This window comes from Chryseobacterium sp. SIMBA_029, from assembly GCF_046535275.1.
Classification (GTDB): Bacteria; Bacteroidota; Bacteroidia; order Flavobacteriales; family Weeksellaceae; genus Chryseobacterium.
Genome location: NZ_JAWRXA010000005.1, coordinates 303362 through 321286, shown reverse-complemented (window position 1 = coordinate 321286; position 17925 = coordinate 303362). Strand labels below are relative to the sequence as shown.

Genomic DNA, 17925 nt, shown 5'->3' with positions numbered 1-17925 from the left:
ATCTATGTATTATTTAATTATTTCAAAAGTACCATTTTTTCTACAGCTGTAGCACTTCCTTTGCATTTTTCTTGATTTTGACTTTTTGCAAATATCTTAAAAATATACGTACCTTTTGCTACTGTTGCCCCAAAATCATCTCTTCCGTCCCATTCAATTGCTTGACGTGGCGTTCTAAAGCCCTGTAGGAAGGGTTCTGCAACTACCGGCTGAGATAATGTTCTTACTAATTTTCCTGTTATGGTATAGATTTGAACATTTACATTCAAGATATCATCACAATTATGCTCAAACTGGATGTAGGTCTTGTTGGTAAAAGGGTTAGGCCAGTTCAGCGGTCTGTTGATTGTCAAATGCTGATCAGCTTCATCCTTAACTTCAAAGTTTAACGTAGCAGTTGTTGAATTATTGTTTATGTCCCAAACTTTAAATGTTAACTGATGTTGCCCAACCGCCAGATTTCTGAAAGGGTAGGTTACATTTCCTTTTTGATAGTCTGCCAAACTCGGACTTAAACATCCGTTTCCTTCTCCGGAAGCATAGAAGTCATTCAAAACAACCGTGTTAATGATCTGCCCGTCCAAATATACTGTAATATCATGGCCTACACCAGATCCTGTAGAATTTATTCCGGTATCATCGGTAACACAGGCAAGCAGCATTGGGTTTTGGTTGGTAATTCCTCCATCTGCAAAGTTGGTATTGTTCATATACAGCTTTACTTTTGGCGGTTCATTATCATTGATTCCGTTAGGATTAATATCACCTACCTGTACAGCCTGATTGTTGAATACATCAATTACTTTATTATCGGCATATCCAAGTATTCTTCCTTGTCCTACAGCATAGTTGATGTCTTTAGGAACATAAAATTCTACTGTAAATACTCCATTTACAGCTGTTCCGGAAGCTTTTACAATGGCGCTTCCTTCTTCAGTGTACTGTAGAATAGGAGTTAGACCTCCATCATTATTCAATGTATTTTTATTAAGTCTCTTATCAAAAATGTTGATAGAAACCCTTCCGTTGAAGGTATTGTTCAATGTTCCGTTTGTATTGTTGATATGTCCTTTAATTTTCACAAAATCAAGACCTCTGATCAATCCAGGAACCGGAGTGTCAATATTATCGATGATTAGTAATCTCTGAGGTCTGCTTAATTTCATTGCAGGATCTCCAAGAAGGTTAACCTTCAGGTGATTGATATCTGCAGCTTTTTGTTTTTTAGCATTTAATTGAGCATTTCCTAAAGATTCGAAATCATCATTAACTAATTTGAATATGTTTTTAGTGTAAATATCCGTGAAATTACGTCCGTAGTTAACTCCAATCGCACGGCTTGAAGTAATCATTGCAGCAGGTCCTCCTTGTTTAAGCTTAATAAACTGCTCTCCTGCAGAAGAAGTTCCCGGTTCATCCCATAAAGTAAATTCACAGGTTATTGTTGATACAAAAGGGAATCTGCTGTATACATTAGAGAAGTTGTTGGAATTCTGAATTTCTGTACTTGTCAGCACTCTTTCCTGAGCCCAACCGTTAATTCCTCCATGTCCGAAATAGAAAATATAAAGACTGTTTCCGATATCATTGGAAATAGCCTGGTTTACCTGAGGGTATCTTTGTCCTCCAGATGTACTTTGTGCTGGAAAAGCATCCAGATATAATTTCCTTACATTATATTCTTTCAGATCCTGCTGACCCGGAAGCTCAAAAACGTTAGAAAGCGTAGCGTTCATCACATCATGGAAAGGTCCTCCGTCTTCTTTATCATCATCCACTACGAAATCAAGTTTCATACGCCATTCTCCAAATGGAGTAGATTGTCCGGACATTGAATTGTAGTAAGCAAGAGTTTTATCAATCATATTGGCTGCTTCGGTACCATTGGCTGCCGGAATTCTTCCTATCGGAAGGTCCGGAAGATTGTTTTCAATAGATGATGCAGTCTGCGGTTTAGTCATTACGATATAGTCATCCGTTACAAATGAGCTCACATAATCTGCAGAATGCTCACTTTGATAACTGGAAACGATATTGGAGTTGTTGGCTATTCTATTCTTATAATCGAATGATGCATCTCCTAAAATAAATACATATTTAAGTCTTCCTGAACCATTCAGTTTGGTTACAAAATCTCTTACCGCAGTAAGGTCTCTGCTTCCGCTTCCAAATTCATTATATACTTTACTGATGTCTACGATCTCTACCGCATAATTATCTTTTGTCTGATGATAGTTGGCCAGCCTTTGTGCCTGCCCCATCATTTCAGGAACCGTAAGGATCAGATAATCTATATTTTGCAACGCAGAAAGGTTTTGATTTCCAATTCTTTCTACAAACTGAGGGCTATAGGCTGCATCCGCTCTGAAAGCAACAAACTCATTGTTGAAACTCGGATCAGCAGCAATATAAGCGAAATTGAAATTTCCTGCACCGGCCTTATTTACTCTTCGGTTGGCATTCGTAATGTCAGTAACGTCCCATACCTGTTCTACATTGGCAGCATTAGAAATACTGAACCCGTAATTGGTATTAGATCCGCTCAACAGAGAAAAATCTCTGAAATTCATCTGTGATCCATTGAAGGTAAGATTTTCTTTATACTGTACTTCAAGATAATCAATATAGAATGTTCCGTTCGGATTCACCGAAATAGAAGGGCTGTAATTGAATGTAATCTGATTGCCATTAAGGTTGGATACTGTTCCGTCATATCTCATCTGATAAAAATCAAATGCATAATCTGAAGTATTAGCAGGTACCGTTAATGTAGATGTATTCTGGTTATTGATTTTGAATTGAAGGGTATTTTGCTGAGCCTTGTAACCTATTGCCTGTGTTCTGTATCGTATAACATCAGAAGACTGGATAGGAGAGTTGGTCGTAAATGTTACTGTTTTATCCGTTGTAAAAGGAGCGTCTTCTACCCAGATTCTTCCCACTTTCAGTAAGTTTTTTTGATCATTGTTGATAACCTGGTAATCGTCATATCGCGTGATCAGCGTGTTCGGAAGATTTCCGTCAATATTCTGAACCCTTTTGCCAGCACCTTTGTCAAAATTAATATAATAATAAGAAAAGTCTTCATATATATTTTTGAGGTTGTTACTTCTGTCGTTTCGGGTATCTATTCTTTTAAAGCCGTTTCCGTTCGAAGTGTCGTAGAGATTATAGCCATTAGGACCTTGTGCATAGAAGAGAGCATAGTCGCCGTCATTCCATACGCCGTCATCTTCACCCACGACTTGGATTGCATTTTCCTGAAGGGCGCTATATCTTGTGTCCTGATTATATTCTGGAAGCATGATTCCTCCGTTTCCATAGATTCTGAAGTTTTTAGGATTTACAGAAGAAGGATTTATCCCGTTGTCTTTCAAAAACTGAGCGGTAATTTTAAATACCCCGGATTTGTCAACTTTTATTTTGTAAAAATTCCCGGCCGAAAGGGGATTTGTTGTCGCTCCTACTTTATTTGCATTTCCAATCATATTGGAAGCTGAAGTTTCAGTAACGTCAAATGATGAGAGCCTCTGAACTCGCCCCTTTGTATTTTTAAATAAAGCGACGCTGATGCTGGCATACCTTTCTCCTTCAAAATAATAATAGGTAATGTCGGCAACATCATAATCGGGGAGTCGGTCTTTAGTTAATTCAAATAAATCTTTATTGGAAACGCCTTCCCATGAAAGATTTGAAACTTTTAGCTGCTTTTCCCCTATTTTTTGTTTAGTTATTATAAAAATGTTATTTTGGCTGAACGAAAAACCTTCATTTTTAAAATTGGGAAGATTCAATTTTGTGTCGCCAAAGTCTTGAATTTTGGAGCCGTCCCATTCAATGGTTCTTTTTTGGCCCCAAAGTATTGATACAAAAGCGATTAGAAGTAAAAGCGTAATTTTTTGTCTCATGTTTAGTATTGAAATTGCTAAATTACAAAATAAATGAAAATTTTATAATTAAATTGCGATACAATAAAATTAATTTGTTAACGTTTTTCAAAAAAATCAATCTTTACTTGATTTATTGAATAATTTATTTTTTCTTTGTACTTTGAAAATATTTATATCGACTATGAAAAAACTAAAGTTGTTTTCATTAATAGCATTAAGTTCTACACTTGCATTAACCAGCTGTGGCGGGTCAGGAACCAGCAAAGGAGGCGGTACCAAAAAATTTGTCAGTAAGACGGGTTGGAAGCCAAACGAAAAACAGGGTTGGTTTTTTGCAGGAAAGCAACAAAAGCAAAAAGGTTGGCCGGGGATGGTATATGTAGAAGGTGGAACTTTTACAATGGGATTAGTGAAAGATGATGTCATGCACGATTGGAATAACAGCCCTCGCAGAATGCAGGTAAGTTCATTCTTTATCGGAGAAACAGAAATTACTAACTACGAATACCGCGAATACCTTACATGGTTGAAGTATGTATTCCCTCCAAGCGATCCCAGCTTTAAGGAAATCTATAACGGTGCTCTGCCGGATACCTTATTATGGGACAACAAATTATCTAGAAACGATTACAACGAAACTTATCTGCGTTCTCCTGAATTCGATTACTATCCAGTAGTAGGAGTATCTTGGACACAGGCAAACAGATATTGTGAATGGTTGACAGACAGAGCCAATGAAAAAGCGTTGATGCAGTCTGGAATTATTGCTAAAGATTTGTACATCAACGAATCTAATAATCAAGGTGGAACAGCATTCAACATGGATAAATTCAAATCGAATGATCCGGAAATGCAGGGCTATATAAACGAGCAGAGAATGCAGCAAAAAACTGGTTTGAAAACTACAAACCAAAGACTTCTTGCAGCTAACAGAGCCCCAAATTCTGCAATGGTTCAGAAATTCAGACTTCCAACAGAAGTAGAATGGGAATTTGCAGCGTTAGGAATGGCTAAAAACAGAGAGTACAACCAATACCAAGGTAAAAAACCTGAAATCGAAAGATTAAGAGGTACCAAAGGAAGAGATAAAGGAATGTTCCTTGAAAACTTCAAAATGGGGAAAGGTGACTATTCTGGTATTGCCGGATGGAAAAACGACGGATCTGCTCAGACTTCGGATGTTAGACAATATCCTTCTAATGATTTAGGAATATATGGTATGTACGGAAACGTGTCTGAATGGACAGCTGACGTATACAGACCTATTATCGACGAAGATTTCAGTGACTTCAATTATTACAGAGGTAATATGCCTCAGGCTATTGTAAGAAACGGTGACGGAACTTACAAAATGATTGACGAAGGAACGATCAAATATGATACTTTAGCTGACGGTAGATTAGTATACAAAGGATTGCCTGGACAATATGAAAGACAAACCATTGCTGACTACAGAAACTATAGAGACGGTGATAAGCAGTCTTCTTTAGAATACTTCAAAGAAGGAGATTCTGCAGCAGGATACGATATGTATAACGCTCCTCAGAAAAGATTTATTGTAGATGCAGCTGGTAGAGTAAAATTACAAAAAGATACCAAAGACAGAACTTCTGCAATGTCTAATGACGTTAGAGTTGTAAAAGGAGGTTCTTGGCAGGATACAGCATATTGGCTAGACCCGGGACAAAGAAGATATAAAAGTCAAGGCAGAGCTTTCGGATGGGTTGGATTCCGTGTTGCCCAAGATGCTAGGGTTAGCGATAAAGCTAGAACGAGAAGATGATATTTATCAAAAAATACTTACAAAAAACCTTCCGGATTACCGGAAGGTTTTTTATTTTTGGTCCATGAATATAGAACAGTTTTATCCTTTGTTTTTACAGTCAAATAAAGTGACGATCGACAGCAGAAAAGTAGGAAAGAATGATATTTTCTTTGCTTTCTCAGGTGAGAGCTTCAATGCTGCAACTTTAGCCGAAACATCTATCGATGCTGGTGCTTTAGCTGTGATTGTCGAGCAGATTGAATTTGAAAATACAGATAAAAATATTTTCTATGTTCCTTCTACCTTAGACTTTTTGCAGCAGCTGGCTGTACATCACAGAAATCACCTGAAGATTCCTGTGATCGGTCTTACCGGAAGCAATGGGAAAACGACCACCAAAGAGCTGATCCATGCTGCTCTTTCATCTGTTTTCAATGTACAGTATACCTATGGAAATCTCAATAATCATATTGGAGTCCCATTAACCCTCTTGTCTATTAAACCGGAACATGAAATGGCTGTTATAGAAATGGGAGCCAATCATCAGAAAGAAATTGAACTTCTTTGTACTCTTTCACAACCTGATTTCGGATATATTACCAATTTTGGGAAAGCACATCTGGAAGGTTTTGGAGGCTTTGAAGGAGTTATCAAAGGAAAGTCTGAACTCTATGATTATCTGAAAGCTAATCATCGTACTATTTTAGTCAATGAAAACGATCCGATACAGACAGAAAAAACGGTGAATTATGAGCCGAAGATCACCTTTGGAAAAGAAACTTCAGACTATAATTTCGAATCCTTTTCAAAAGAACATTTTGTAGGACTCCGGTATCAGGGTAGGGAAGTACTTACTCATTTAACCGGTGAATATAACTTTACCAACCTTTGTGCAGCGGTAAGTCTTGGCCTGCATTTCGGAATCGATTTTGAGAAAATTAAGAATGCAGTGGAAAACTATACGCCAACCAACATGCGTTCACAGGTTGAGAAAAGAGAAGATAAAACACTTGTTTTAGATACGTATAATGCAAATCCGAGCTCTATGGCTGCTTCATTGAATAATTTCATCACTTTTGAAGGCCGGAAAACCATCATCATTGGTGATATGTTGGAGCTGGGAGAAGAGAGCGAAAAAGAGCATAAAGATATCCTGAATCTTGCTCATAGCTTAGGCTTTGAGGAAATTATTACGGTAGGAAAATACTTCAAAGCAACGGGTTCTTCTGTACTTTCTTTTGAAACCACTGCTGAATTAATTGAATATTTAAAAACTCATACCATCCACTCCGAAAATGTACTGTTGAAAGCTTCAAGAGGGATTGCATTAGAAAAAGCTGTGGATTTTATTTAACTTCAGGATAAGGTTTTTAATAAGGTTATGAAGCCTGAAGTTGGAATAGGGAAGTTATTTATACTCTTAACATCATTAAAGACAGTTGTATTATTTTTAGGCTTGTTTGATCAATTCTACGGTTAACCGTTAGAAATTGGTTCGATAACAGCTTCCAAACCTCTCCCGCTATCCTCATCTTAATTTCTTTACACCAAACTCACCTTATTGAGCAGTTTTTAAACTCCAGAATTCTTTTATAATTAATTTGATATTCTTAAAAGTGCTTGGGAAAACTTCATTTTCAATCTGTGCAGTATTTTTCCAGGCTACTTCTGTGATTCCCTCTTCAATTTGAGGTTTTGAAGTATCTTCTCCATTGAAGTTCATTTCAAACCAATGGGTACATTTAAGGATTTTCTCCCCATTTCTTTCCACATAAATGTGGTAGGTTGTATTGATAGGTTTTACCAGTTCTACATCCTTTAAGCCCGTTTCTTCCTCAATTTCTCTTACAGCAGATTCTTCTCTGGATTCCCCTTTTTCCATTTTACCTTTCGGAAGATCCCATTTCCCTAATCTTTTGATGAAAAGGATGTCACCTTCAGGGTTGTTGACGATTCCTCCCGCGGCTTCTATTATTCTGAAAAGGCTTTGAAACTCTTTCCAGATCTCATCAATATTCTCTCCAAAGACATTCAGCTCTTTTACCGAAGTGTTTTCTAAAAGATCTAATGCAATCTCTAAAGTTGAAAAACTTTCATAGCTGAGCTTTTTTTCAAGTTCTTCAGGATGCTTAGATAGTAATAATTTTTTTTCGTTGACAAAAACTTTATACATTTGTAAGAATTAAGAATTTAAATACAAAAATAAAAAATGAATTTAGAAGGACGAAAAATTATTGTTAATAAATCATCCAAAGAGTTGTCAGAATTGCTAAAAACACCTGAAAACTACAAAGGTTTTATGCCGGATGGTCTTCAGAAGTTTGAAACAAGAGAAGACGGCTTTAAATTCGGGCTTCAGGGAATGCCGGAAATCGCTTTGAAAATTGATGAAGTGGATGACCAGAAAGCTGTTTTAAAGTCAGCAAGTTCCAGTTTGGACTTTTCATTAACAGCAACTCTAAACCCGATCAGCGAAAACCAGACGGAAGTTCAGATGCTTTTTGAAGGAAAATTCAATCCATTTATCAAAATGATGGTTGAAAAACCGCTGCAAAATTTTATCAATACATTGACAGATAAGATCGAAGCTTATAAATAAAAAGAAAACCTTCAAACTTTGAAGGTTTTTTTATGCTATAACTCCTGATGAGTGATCGGCTGAACAGCCTGTCGCAGATGCGAGTATATTAATTTCATGACGTGCCCTTAAAACACCCATAAAAGCAAAGATCAGCGCTTCTTTGTAATCAATAATCTCTGTATCTGGAATGATGATTTCTGCGGTTGTTCTTTCCCGTATTTTTTCGACAAGAAAAGTATTGTAAGTGCCTCCTCCTGTGAAGAGTATGTTTTTGATATTGTTTTCATCAATAACTTTAGAAATTTGAAAAGCTATATGTTCAGTAAATGTGGCAAGCAGATCTACAATCTCTATATCTTCCAATAAAGGAAAAATGGATTCATTACACCATTCAACACCCAAAGATTTCGGGTGTGGCTGTTGGTAAAATTCCAGAGCATTAAGCTGAGTTAACAATTCCTGATGTACTTTGCCTTGTCTTGCAGAATCCCCGTTTTCATCAAAATTTTTATTGAATTTTTGAGCAAGTTTGTTCAGTACAATATTAACAGGAGCAATGTCAAAGGCAATTCTCTGGCCTTTCGATTGTAACGAGATATTAGAAAATCCGCCTAAGTTCAGACAAGCGTCATATTGCGAGAACAGCAGCTGATCGCCAATGGGTACCAAGGGAGCACCGTTGCCGCCCATCAATACATCCTGGCTTCTGAAATCGTAGATCACGGGAAGTCCTGTTTCAATTCTGATGGCCCTGCCATCTCCGATCTGAAGAGTAAACTTTTTTTGAGGCTGATGAAAAACGGTATGGCCGTGGGAAGCTATCAGATCAATCTTTCCAAGCTGGTGTTTTTGGATAAATTCATTGACCTTTTGTCCTAAGTAAAATCCATATTCTGAATGAAGTTCCAGTAATTCTTCCGGCGAAAGATGAATGGAATTTCTAAGCCTGCTTTCCCAGTCTTTAGGATATGGTATCGTTTCTGCTTTTAAAATCTGAAATGTCCAGTGATCCTGTTTTTCAAAATTCGCATAGCAGATATCCAGGCCGTCAAGGCTTGTTCCGGACATCAATCCTATAGCCTGCATCATCATATTATTGAGGGGTTTTTAACCTTTTGGAACTCACGTCTCCTGAGCTGTTGTAGAACGTATATTCAGAGAAATCATCTTTTGCAGTCATGCCGTTGGCTCCTACCAGGGTAGATCCGTCTTCCATGGTAACATATACCGTATCTTTTGTGTAAATTCTTCTCTTTTTCTGATCCCAGTAAATACTCTGCATGGCAAACCGCTGGCCTTCATTAGTAGTGATTCTTACATCTCCTTTTGCTTCGTAAAACTTTTTGTACTCAAAAATCCGGGCATATTTTGCCGTGATTTTACCTGGCGTTTTAGGCTTTTTTTTATCGAAGAATTCAATATTGATTCCTTTTCTTGCCACGATATATGGGCTGTCTATCAACTCGTATTTTTCGATGATTGCTGCTTTAGCTTTTAAGCTTACAAAGCCTGAATCGCGTTGTACAATGTCTGCATTATTGATGATTTGCGAAGGGAAGTTTTTGCTTTTGTTTCCGTTGGCTTTCGTAAGGTCTTCTTCACAGGATGTCAATATAAAAAATATAGCACAACTAAAAAGGCATGCTATATTTTTATAAGATATTTTGTTGAAAAAATTCATTTTAGTTATACAGGGTCTTTCTGAACCACTTGTCAGCAAAATTGAAGCCGATTCGCAGGTTGATGAAATTCTGGTTGATCAGGTTGTTTTTAAGAGTTCCTCTTTTACCAACTTCTAATCCTAATTCAAGACCGCTCATTCTGGTGATACTGCTGGTTTTGAATGGAAGCATCACCCCTCCGGAAATACCGAATTTATTAATGCTGGTGCCATCCAGTTTAAGGTTTCCTCTTTCATAGAAAGCTCCGTATCTATAAATTACTCTTGAAAAATAATTTCTGAAGTTGTTATAGTTAGGAAGATACCATCCTCCGGCAGAAATTCTGTATGAATCCTGGAAATCAATAGTTTTTCCAAAATAAGAGATGTCTTCTCCTTTCTTGTAATCCAATTGTCCAGAGAAGAACCAATGATTCTCACTTCCATAACCCACCCCTAAAGAGGCCTGTAGCGGAAGAAGGTTTTTAGAACTTGTGCTCTTTTGCTCTATAATCGTTTCGTTAGCTTTTACAGTTAATCCGGTGTCTGTATAGTAATACGTACTGTTTTTATAATCAGTGGTCATATTACTTGTATTTCCAAAAGTAGCCGTTGCTCCTACTGTCAATTTCTTGTCAGTACGTGTATTAAGATGCTGATAGTTGGTTCCTAGTGTGAAATTAAAATTTTTGATACTGTTCTTCGTTTCATATCCGTTAATAAACTCAGAGTTTGTAGCACTGAATTCATTAATGTCATAAAGATTTCCGAAGTAAAGATTGGCTCTTGCTCCTACAGAAAACTCCTGACTTACTTTATAAGAAACCGCAACCTGTGCTGTATTCAGTGTTCCGCTTCCGGTAAATTTATTTTGTAATACCGTTCCGTCAGCAAGTGTTTGAGAATTTTGTAACTCATAGCTTTTTGAACTGTATGGCTGATAAGAAAGCCCCATTTTCACTTTTGGTGACAGAGGAAATGCTATCGCAATATTAGAAAGATACGTAGAATGTTTGGTAGACTTTGTATCATTATAGTTGGTTTTGAAATAATTGTTTTCGTTGGTAGCCTCCAGCCTTATACTGGTAAGCTCGAAATTTGCATTATTTGCAGGGTTGGCAAAATTGAAACTACTTGTGAAGTCACTTATAAAGGCAGTTGATATACCTCCCATAGAGGTAGTTTCAATCGTATTATCATATTTTACATCTCCAATTCCATATGTTGCATAGGGAGAGTTGCTCAAACTCTGTGCATTTAGGAAATATCCAACTGATATGAATGATAGTACAAAGATTTTTTTCATTCTTTATTTTTAAAATAATGCGCAAATATCTTAAATATTAATGAATTGTAAAAATTTCCTGAGGTTAAAGTTTGTTAAGGGCTATAAGTAGTGACTTTTCAGTGGTTAATTCATTTATTTATCCCTTTTTTTAAGAATAAAACAAGATATAAAACACCGTTACCTCAAAAATAACAACCGGAAATATCATCTTATTACTTAATATCTGTCTTTGCATGAGATTTATTGATGGACTATTCAATGGTGAATAAAAATTCATCCACTCACAAATTACACCTTTCGCAAATTTCTTTATCTTTGAAACATGAATTGGGAGAATATCGCCGGACAGGAAAATCTGAAAAAACTTCTTAGGGACAGCATCACTGAAAACAGAGTGAGCCATGCCCAGCTTTTTGTGGGAAAGGAAGGATATGGAACCTTACCTATGGTGCTGGCCTATGCCAAAGAAATTTTCAGCCGGGAAAATGAGCATGCCGCTTCTAAAGTGGAACATTTAAATCACCTGGATTTACATTTCAGTTTTCCCGTGTATACCGATAACAAAAATTCTTTAAGCAAAAACAAGTTCGAAGAATTCAGAGAAATGATTTTAGCTTCACCTTATGCAAGCTACGATGACTGGACTGCCTTTTTAGATTCCGAAAATAAGCAGCTTTTTATTTCTGCGGATGAAGTGGATGACCAGAATCAGAAATTTTCATTGAAAAGCTACGAAGGCGGAACCAAAATTCTCATTGTCTGGAGAGCCGATAAAATGAATATCGCTGCCTCAAACAAATTCCTGAAATTCCTGGAAGAACCGCCTGCCAAAACAGTGATTCTTCTTACTGCTGAAAGTACCAACGATATCCTTCCCACCATTCTATCGAGAACGCAGGTGGTGGAAGTTCCAAGAATACATGACGAAGATCTGGAAAATTACCTGAAAAAAAGTTTTTCTGTTTCAGAAGAGAAAGCAAGAGAAATTGTGCATGAAGCTCAGGGAAATCTGAATGATGCCATAAAACTTTTACAGACTGGAAACAAAACCGATGAATTTGAAAAGCTTTTTGTACAATGGGTTCGCGATGCTTTTATGGTAAAAAAGAAACCACAGTTTCTTAAAAGCATTATTATGTGGGCAAGAGAAATTGCAGGGTGGAACAGAGAAAAACAAAAGAATTTTCTCAATTACTGCTCTGAAATCTTCAGATTGGCCCTTTTGCAGAATTATCAGTCTGAACCTTTAGTATATAAAAGGATAGATGCCAACGGCTTCAACTGGACCGGATTTTCAAAATTTATCAGCGGAGCAAATATTGAAAGTATTTTAGAGGAAATCAATATGGCGGATCTGCATTTGACCCGAAATGGAAACCCTAAAATAATCTGGACCGATCTTGGAATTAAACTTTCCAGGCATATTCATAAAAATTCATAATAAATCTATTATATCTTCATTTTTAATATCGTATTATTTTCTATATTTATATGAAATTGTGCGTACCGTTTCCCTTTCAGAGAAATCTCTGCAATAGCCCTGTTTATTAAAGGTTATGAGAGTAGGGTAGATGAATTATTTTTATCATTCATGAAAATGCTGTTTATTGGTACTTTTATTAGTTGTTAAGATCATTTCATTACTTTTTTAGTATCTATTTGTCCTTGCTTCATATTTTTTGATGATTGTACAGTTTTATTTTTCTCAAATAATAATTTCTTAATTTTTATTCTTCCGAAGTAGAATTTGGTATGAATATTTTTATAAAAAATGTTAAAAAAAATAATTTTTTAGACCAATTATTAAATTTTTTAAAGATTCTAACTGTAATAATTCCAGGTGCTTATGACTTTTAATATTAAAAAATAATTAAATTATCAATCAAACGTTTGATTTTGTGAAAATCTTATGTAAATTTGCGCCCTTAAAATAGATGATATGGTTTCAAAAGAAGAAAATATATTATTCGCTGCCGAAAAGCTTTTTGCTGAAAAAGGATTTGATGGAACCTCTACCCGTGAGATTTCAAAAGCGGCGAACGTAAATATTTCTATGATTTCTTATTATTTCGGCTCCAAAGAGAAGTTATATGAAAAATTGGTTGAATACAGAATTGCTGAAGGGCAGTTCTTTTCAAAAGATATTTTGGAACGAACCGATATGAATGAATGGGAAAAAATAGTAAAAATAGTTGATCAGTTTGCAGGAAGAGTAAGACATCACAAATGTTTTTACAGAATCATGCAGCGCGAGCAGCTTTACACCGATAATCCAAAGATTGTAGCTTTTCTGAAGCAGACAAAAATGGGTTTTATCTCCATGTACTCACAAATTCTTGAAAGTGGATTGAAGAAAGGAATTTTCACAAAAAATCCTCCTATTTATCTTCTTCATGCAACCGTTAGCGGAACCTTATTTTATGCATCTAATGCAAAAGAAATGTACAAAGAATTCCTTAACGATACTGAAGAAGAGGACATCTTTGAAGAAAAGTATTACACAGAACTTAATAAACATATAAAATATATACTAAAAGACCTTTTAGGTTATGAAGAGAATTAATAACTCAGTTATTGCATTATCCCTATTATTAGGAATGGCTAACATACATGCTCAGGAGAAAAAACAGCTCAGCCTCGATGAAGCGGTACAGCTGGGAATTCAAAACAGCAAGAATCTTAAGATTGACGCCGCCAAAATAGAAGAGGCTACGGCTGATCTTTTGGAAGCGAAGAACAGACAGCTGCCGGAATTGAAAGTTTCAGGAAGCTATATGTATCTTCCCATAAAACCAACGGTTGATATAAAACTTCCGGGAGTTTCCGGAGCAGGAGGTCCGGATGTTCATCAGGTTGCGTACGGATCTGTGAATCTTAGTGTGCCCATTTACAGCGGTGGAAGAATTAAATATGGCATTCAGTCTGCAAAATATTTGGTGGAGGCATCAAAATTAAGCACTGAAAATGATAAAATTGCCATTGCTTACAACGTTGCTCAGGCTTATAATAATCTCTTTAAGGCCAATCAGTCGATTAAAGTTTTAGAAGAAAACCTTACGGCTTCCCAAAAAAGAGATGAAACTTTTCTTAAGCTTGAAAACAACGGAGTTATTGCAAGAAATGACCGTTTAAAAGCAAATCTTCAGACTTCCAACATTGAATTACAATTGCTGGATGCCAAGAATAATTATAACATTGCCAATATCAATATGGATCTATTGTTAGGATTACCTGATAATACAGAGATTGAAGTTGACCAAAATTATATCGACGAAAGCCAGGATGTAAAAGCTGTTGATTACTATGTGAATGAAGCCAGAGAAAACCGTAAGGATTTACAGGCTTTAGATCAGCAGAGAAAAGCCGCGGAGTTGGGAAGTAAAGCAGCAAAAGCGGAAAACCTTCCTTCCATTGCATTTACAGGCGGATATGTAGCAGCAGATATTCCCAAGTTCCTTACCGTATACAATGCGGTGAATGTAGGGGTTGGGATATCGTATAACTTATCCAATATCTGGAAAGAAAACTCATCACTGAAACAGTCAAAAGCAAGAGAAATGCAATTGTCTGCTACCAATGAGTTACTAAATGATAACATTAAACTGGACGTCAACAGAGAATATCAAAACACTGATTATTCTAAAAAGAGAATCGCCGTTTTCGAAAAATCTGCTGAACAGGCTAATGAAAATTACAGAATTACTAAAAATAAATATGATAACGGGCTGGCAACCATGACTGAACTTTTGGATGCAGATGCAGCTCAGATTTCAGCTAATGTAGGTGTTATCAATGCGAAAGCAGATGCAGCGCTGGCCTACAGAAAACTATTACAAACTACAGGAACTTTAACAATTAAATAAGATTAAGACCAAAAATGGAAAATAATAATATACCAGTAACAACTGAACCTAAGAAGAAAAAAAGTTTGGTTTTCCCAATAATTTTAGCAGTTGTCATAGTAGTGGGAGGAATTTATGGTTACAGAACATACTCTTACGGACAGGGCCATGAAGAAACGGATGATGCGCAGATTGCTTCCAATATGAGTCCTGTGATTTCCAGAGTTTCAGGATATGTAACGCAGGTAAAAGTAAAAGATAATCAGTCGGTAAAGAAAGGAGATACTTTGGTAATTCTGGATAACAGAGACCAAAAAATGGCTTTGGTACAGGCTGAAGCAGCGTTAGCTACTGCAAAAAGCAATATTTCTAACGCACAGGCGACTACAACTGCAACTTCAAAGAATATTAATACTTCAGAAGCAGCGGTAACAACAGCGAATGCACAAATAGAAGCAGCGAAAGTAAATGTTTGGAAAACCAATCAGGATTTAAAAAGATATTCTATTCTGGTAAAGGATCATTCTATTACAGAACAACAATATGAGCAGGCGTTGGCAGCAAAACAATCTGCGGACAGACAATTACAAGTTTTAGTGGATCAGAGAAATCAGATTGCTCAACAAACCAATGTAGCTTCTTCTCAGACAGCGGCAAGTTCTCAACAGATCAGCGTTGCAGGTTCAGTAGCTAAACAGAGAGAAGTAGATGTGGAAAATGCAAAACTGAATCTTTCTTACACAGTTGTTCTTGCTCCGGAAGACGGATTTGTGGGTAAAGTTTCAATCCAGGCAGGACAGTATTTACAGGCGGGATCTCAGTTATTCAGCTTAGTGAAGAATGACCAAAAATGGGTAGTTGCTAATTTTAAAGAAACTCAGGTTGATAAAATGGTTGAAGGACAGAAAGTGAAGATTGAGATCGATGCTTTCCCTGATACGGAATTTGATGGAGTGGTAAGCTCATTCTCTCCGGCTACAGGTTCTACATTCTCTATTCTTCCTCCGGATAATGCGAGTGGTAACTTCGTGAAAGTAGTACAAAGACTTCCTGTGAAAATAGACTTTGTAAAACTGGATCCAAGTATTGCTAAAAGACTGAGAACAGGAATGAATGTGAAAGCTGAAGTTTCGCTTAAATAAGAAATATGTATTCAAGTATTAATGTATTACGTATTTATGATATTGGATGATAAAATCGTTTGATTCTTAGTCCGCTAATCTTTAAATCAATCATTAATACATTGTACGTTAATACATTGTACGTTAATACATTTTACATTAAAACAAACTATGCAAGATTCATTAGTAGAATATGGAGCACGGAGGGTGATCATTACGATTACAGCGATCCTTTGTGCTTTGCTTGAAATTGTGGATTCCACGATTGTGAACGTTGCCCTGAACGAGATGAAAGGTAACCTGGGATCTACACTTTCCGAGGTAGGCTGGGTGATTACTGCTTATGCCATCGGTAACGTAATTGTTGTACCGATGACGAGCTGGCTTTCTCAGCAGTTTGGACGAAGAAATTACTTTGCCGCTTCTATTATCATTTTTACCGTATTTTCATTTTTATGCGGAAATGCCGATAATATTTGGGAACTGGTATTTTTCAGATTGTGTCAGGGGATTGGAGGGGGAGCCTTGTTGGTAACTTCGCAAACCATCATTACAGAATCATATCCGATTGAAAAAAGAAGTATGGCTCAGGCTATTTATGGTCTGGGAGTAATTATCGGTCCTACATTAGGTCCGCCGTTAGGAGGATACATTGTTGATAATTTTAGCTGGCCTTATATTTTCTATATCAATATTCCAATTGGAATTGCAGCAACGTTAATGACATTACAGTTTATAAAAAGTCCGAAATATGCTGACAAACGCAAAGCTTCAGACGTAGACTGGTTAGGAATTGCTTTATTGGCCGTTACAGTAGGTTCATTACAGTATATCTTAGAAAGAGGACACGAAGAAGACTGGTTTGCAAGTGGATGGATTGTATTATTTACAGTATCAGCCGTTTTAGGATTTATATTATTCCTCTGGAGAGAACTTACTTTCAAGTATCCGATTGTAGAGCTAAGAGTTTTAAAAAACAGTAACTTAAGAATCGGAACGGTCATGTCCTTTGTGTTAGGATTTGGATTGTACGGTTCAACGTTTATCGTTCCTTTATATACTCAGAGTATTTTGGGGTGGACAGCATTAGAATCAGGTGCACTGATGATTCCGGCTGCATTAACAACAGCTTTCATGATGCCTATTATTGGTAAACTGCTTTCGAAAGGGGTAAAACAGCAGATCCTGGTGTCTCTGGGATTGTTTACCTTCTTTATTTATAGTTTCTGGGGATATAAAATTTTAACTCCGGACACCGGTAAAGAGGCCTTCTTCTGGATGCTGATGGTAAGAGGAGCCGGATTAGGATTATTGTTTATTCCGATTACCTCATTATCATTAAGCACTTTAAAAGGCCAGGAAATTGGTCAGGGAGCAGCATTTACAGGGATGATGAGACAGTTGGGAGGATCTTTCGGGATTGCGGCCATCACCACATTTATTGCGAATGCCAGCCAGAAATACAGAGTTAACCTGGTATCCCATTTAGATTCCAATGACTTTGATGTCCAGCAAAGATTGGCTGGATTAAAAGCAAGCTTTATGGCCAAAGGAATGACTCCCGATGCCGCTATGAATGCTGCTTATAAAATGCTTGATCTTACAGTAACAAAACAGGCGACGGTGTTATCTTATATGGATGTGTTCCTTTACTTAGGGATTGCTTTCTTAGTATGTATTCCGTTTATCTTATTAGTAAAAGAAAGAAAAAGCAAAGAAAAAATAGATTTAAGTGGTGTACACTAAATCATATTGAAATAAATCAAAACCTCCGATAC

At 36.7% G+C, this 17925-nt stretch carries 13 protein-coding genes; 8 read left to right on the top strand and 5 right to left on the bottom strand.

Annotated elements, in window-relative coordinates; translation table 11 throughout:
- Positions 1-17: 17 nt before the first annotated feature.
- Positions 18-3908: a type IX secretion system sortase PorU gene (gene porU / locus SB679_RS11365; RefSeq protein ID WP_410702415.1), complete on the bottom strand. Its 3891-nt coding sequence runs from the start codon at positions 3906-3908 to the stop codon at positions 18-20.
- Between the two features lie 163 nt (positions 3909-4071).
- Between porU and gldJ the strand changes: the two genes are divergently transcribed.
- Positions 4072-5673: a gliding motility lipoprotein GldJ gene (gene gldJ / locus SB679_RS11360; protein ID WP_410702414.1), complete on the top strand. Its 1602-nt coding sequence runs from the start codon at positions 4072-4074 to the stop codon at positions 5671-5673.
- A 64-nt stretch (positions 5674-5737) separates the two neighbouring features.
- Complete coding sequence (locus tag SB679_RS11355; RefSeq protein WP_410702413.1) at positions 5738-7009, top strand: UDP-N-acetylmuramoyl-tripeptide--D-alanyl-D-alanine ligase; 1272 nt, start codon at positions 5738-5740, stop codon at positions 7007-7009.
- A 204-nt stretch (positions 7010-7213) separates the two neighbouring features.
- On the opposite strand, the gene SB679_RS11350 is transcribed toward SB679_RS11355, so the two are convergent.
- Positions 7214-7828 carry an NUDIX hydrolase gene (locus tag SB679_RS11350; RefSeq protein WP_034714058.1) on the bottom strand — a complete coding sequence of 205 codons (615 nt, stop codon included), beginning with the start codon at positions 7826-7828 and terminating at the stop codon, positions 7214-7216.
- Between the two features lie 36 nt (positions 7829-7864).
- On the opposite strand from SB679_RS11350, the gene SB679_RS11345 reads away from it, so the two are divergent.
- Positions 7865-8254: a hypothetical protein gene (locus SB679_RS11345; RefSeq protein WP_034714056.1), complete on the top strand. Its 390-nt coding sequence runs from the start codon at positions 7865-7867 to the stop codon at positions 8252-8254.
- 30 nt (positions 8255-8284) lie between these two features.
- On the opposite strand, the gene SB679_RS11340 is transcribed toward SB679_RS11345, so the two are convergent.
- Genes SB679_RS11340 through SB679_RS11330 form a run of 3 tightly spaced genes read right to left on the bottom strand, consistent with a single transcriptional unit; the run spans position 8285 to position 11202 of the window.
- Positions 8285-9328, bottom strand: coding sequence for an anhydro-N-acetylmuramic acid kinase (locus SB679_RS11340; protein ID WP_410702412.1), 1044 nt, complete (start codon positions 9326-9328; stop codon positions 8285-8287).
- A gap of 1 nt (position 9329) precedes the next feature.
- On the bottom strand, positions 9330-9917 hold the full coding sequence (gene lptC, locus SB679_RS11335; RefSeq protein ID WP_410702411.1) for an LPS export ABC transporter periplasmic protein LptC: 588 nt from the start codon (positions 9915-9917) through the stop codon (positions 9330-9332).
- 1 nt (position 9918) lies between these two features.
- The gene (locus SB679_RS11330) at positions 9919-11202 is read right to left on the bottom strand and encodes a hypothetical protein (RefSeq protein WP_410702410.1); all 1284 of its coding nucleotides are present in this window, start codon (positions 11200-11202) and stop codon (positions 9919-9921) included.
- Positions 11203-11506: 304 nt separating this feature from the next.
- Between SB679_RS11330 and SB679_RS11325 the strand changes: the two genes are divergently transcribed.
- The 5 genes from SB679_RS11325 to SB679_RS11305 all read left to right on the top strand — a co-directional run bounded on the left by SB679_RS11325 (position 11507) and on the right by SB679_RS11305 (position 17893).
- Positions 11507-12625: an ATP-binding protein gene (locus SB679_RS11325; protein WP_410702409.1), complete on the top strand. Its 1119-nt coding sequence runs from the start codon at positions 11507-11509 to the stop codon at positions 12623-12625.
- 498 nt (positions 12626-13123) lie between these two features.
- Positions 13124-13747 (top strand): TetR/AcrR family transcriptional regulator, encoded by a 624-nt coding sequence (locus SB679_RS11320; protein ID WP_410702408.1) that lies wholly within the window; start codon positions 13124-13126, stop codon positions 13745-13747.
- Positions 13734-15047 carry a TolC family protein gene (locus tag SB679_RS11315; protein WP_410702407.1) on the top strand — a complete coding sequence of 438 codons (1314 nt, stop codon included), beginning with the start codon at positions 13734-13736 and terminating at the stop codon, positions 15045-15047. Before SB679_RS11320 ends, SB679_RS11315 begins: the two co-directional genes overlap by 14 nt.
- A 14-nt stretch (positions 15048-15061) precedes the next feature.
- A complete protein-coding gene (locus tag SB679_RS11310; RefSeq protein WP_410702406.1) occupies positions 15062-16168 on the top strand; it encodes an HlyD family secretion protein in 1107 nt (368 codons plus the stop codon).
- A gap of 150 nt (positions 16169-16318) precedes the next feature.
- Positions 16319-17893: a DHA2 family efflux MFS transporter permease subunit gene (locus SB679_RS11305; protein ID WP_410702405.1), complete on the top strand. Its 1575-nt coding sequence runs from the start codon at positions 16319-16321 to the stop codon at positions 17891-17893.
- Positions 17894-17925: the final 32 nt, after the last annotated feature.

What these genes read in the sequence shown, in the direction of transcription:
- porU (WP_410702415.1), bottom strand. Translation starts at nt 3,908, where the DNA reads ATGAGACAAAAAATTACGCTTTTACTTCTAATCGCTTTTGTATCAATA.
- gldJ (WP_410702414.1), top strand. Translation starts at nt 4,072, where the DNA reads ATGAAAAAACTAAAGTTGTTTTCATTAATAGCATTAAGTTCTACACTT.
- SB679_RS11355 (WP_410702413.1), top strand. Translation starts at nt 5,738, where the DNA reads ATGAATATAGAACAGTTTTATCCTTTGTTTTTACAGTCAAATAAAGTG.
- SB679_RS11350 (WP_034714058.1), bottom strand. Translation starts at nt 7,828, where the DNA reads ATGTATAAAGTTTTTGTCAACGAAAAAAAATTATTACTATCTAAGCAT.
- SB679_RS11345 (WP_034714056.1), top strand. Translation starts at nt 7,865, where the DNA reads ATGAATTTAGAAGGACGAAAAATTATTGTTAATAAATCATCCAAAGAG.
- SB679_RS11340 (WP_410702412.1), bottom strand. Translation starts at nt 9,328, where the DNA reads ATGATGATGCAGGCTATAGGATTGATGTCCGGAACAAGCCTTGACGGC.
- lptC (WP_410702411.1), bottom strand. Translation starts at nt 9,917, where the DNA reads ATGAATTTTTTCAACAAAATATCTTATAAAAATATAGCATGCCTTTTT.
- SB679_RS11330 (WP_410702410.1), bottom strand. Translation starts at nt 11,202, where the DNA reads ATGAAAAAAATCTTTGTACTATCATTCATATCAGTTGGATATTTCCTA.
- SB679_RS11325 (WP_410702409.1), top strand. Translation starts at nt 11,507, where the DNA reads ATGAATTGGGAGAATATCGCCGGACAGGAAAATCTGAAAAAACTTCTT.
- SB679_RS11320 (WP_410702408.1), top strand. Translation starts at nt 13,124, where the DNA reads ATGGTTTCAAAAGAAGAAAATATATTATTCGCTGCCGAAAAGCTTTTT.
- SB679_RS11315 (WP_410702407.1), top strand. Translation starts at nt 13,734, where the DNA reads ATGAAGAGAATTAATAACTCAGTTATTGCATTATCCCTATTATTAGGA.
- SB679_RS11310 (WP_410702406.1), top strand. Translation starts at nt 15,062, where the DNA reads ATGGAAAATAATAATATACCAGTAACAACTGAACCTAAGAAGAAAAAA.
- SB679_RS11305 (WP_410702405.1), top strand. Translation starts at nt 16,319, where the DNA reads ATGCAAGATTCATTAGTAGAATATGGAGCACGGAGGGTGATCATTACG.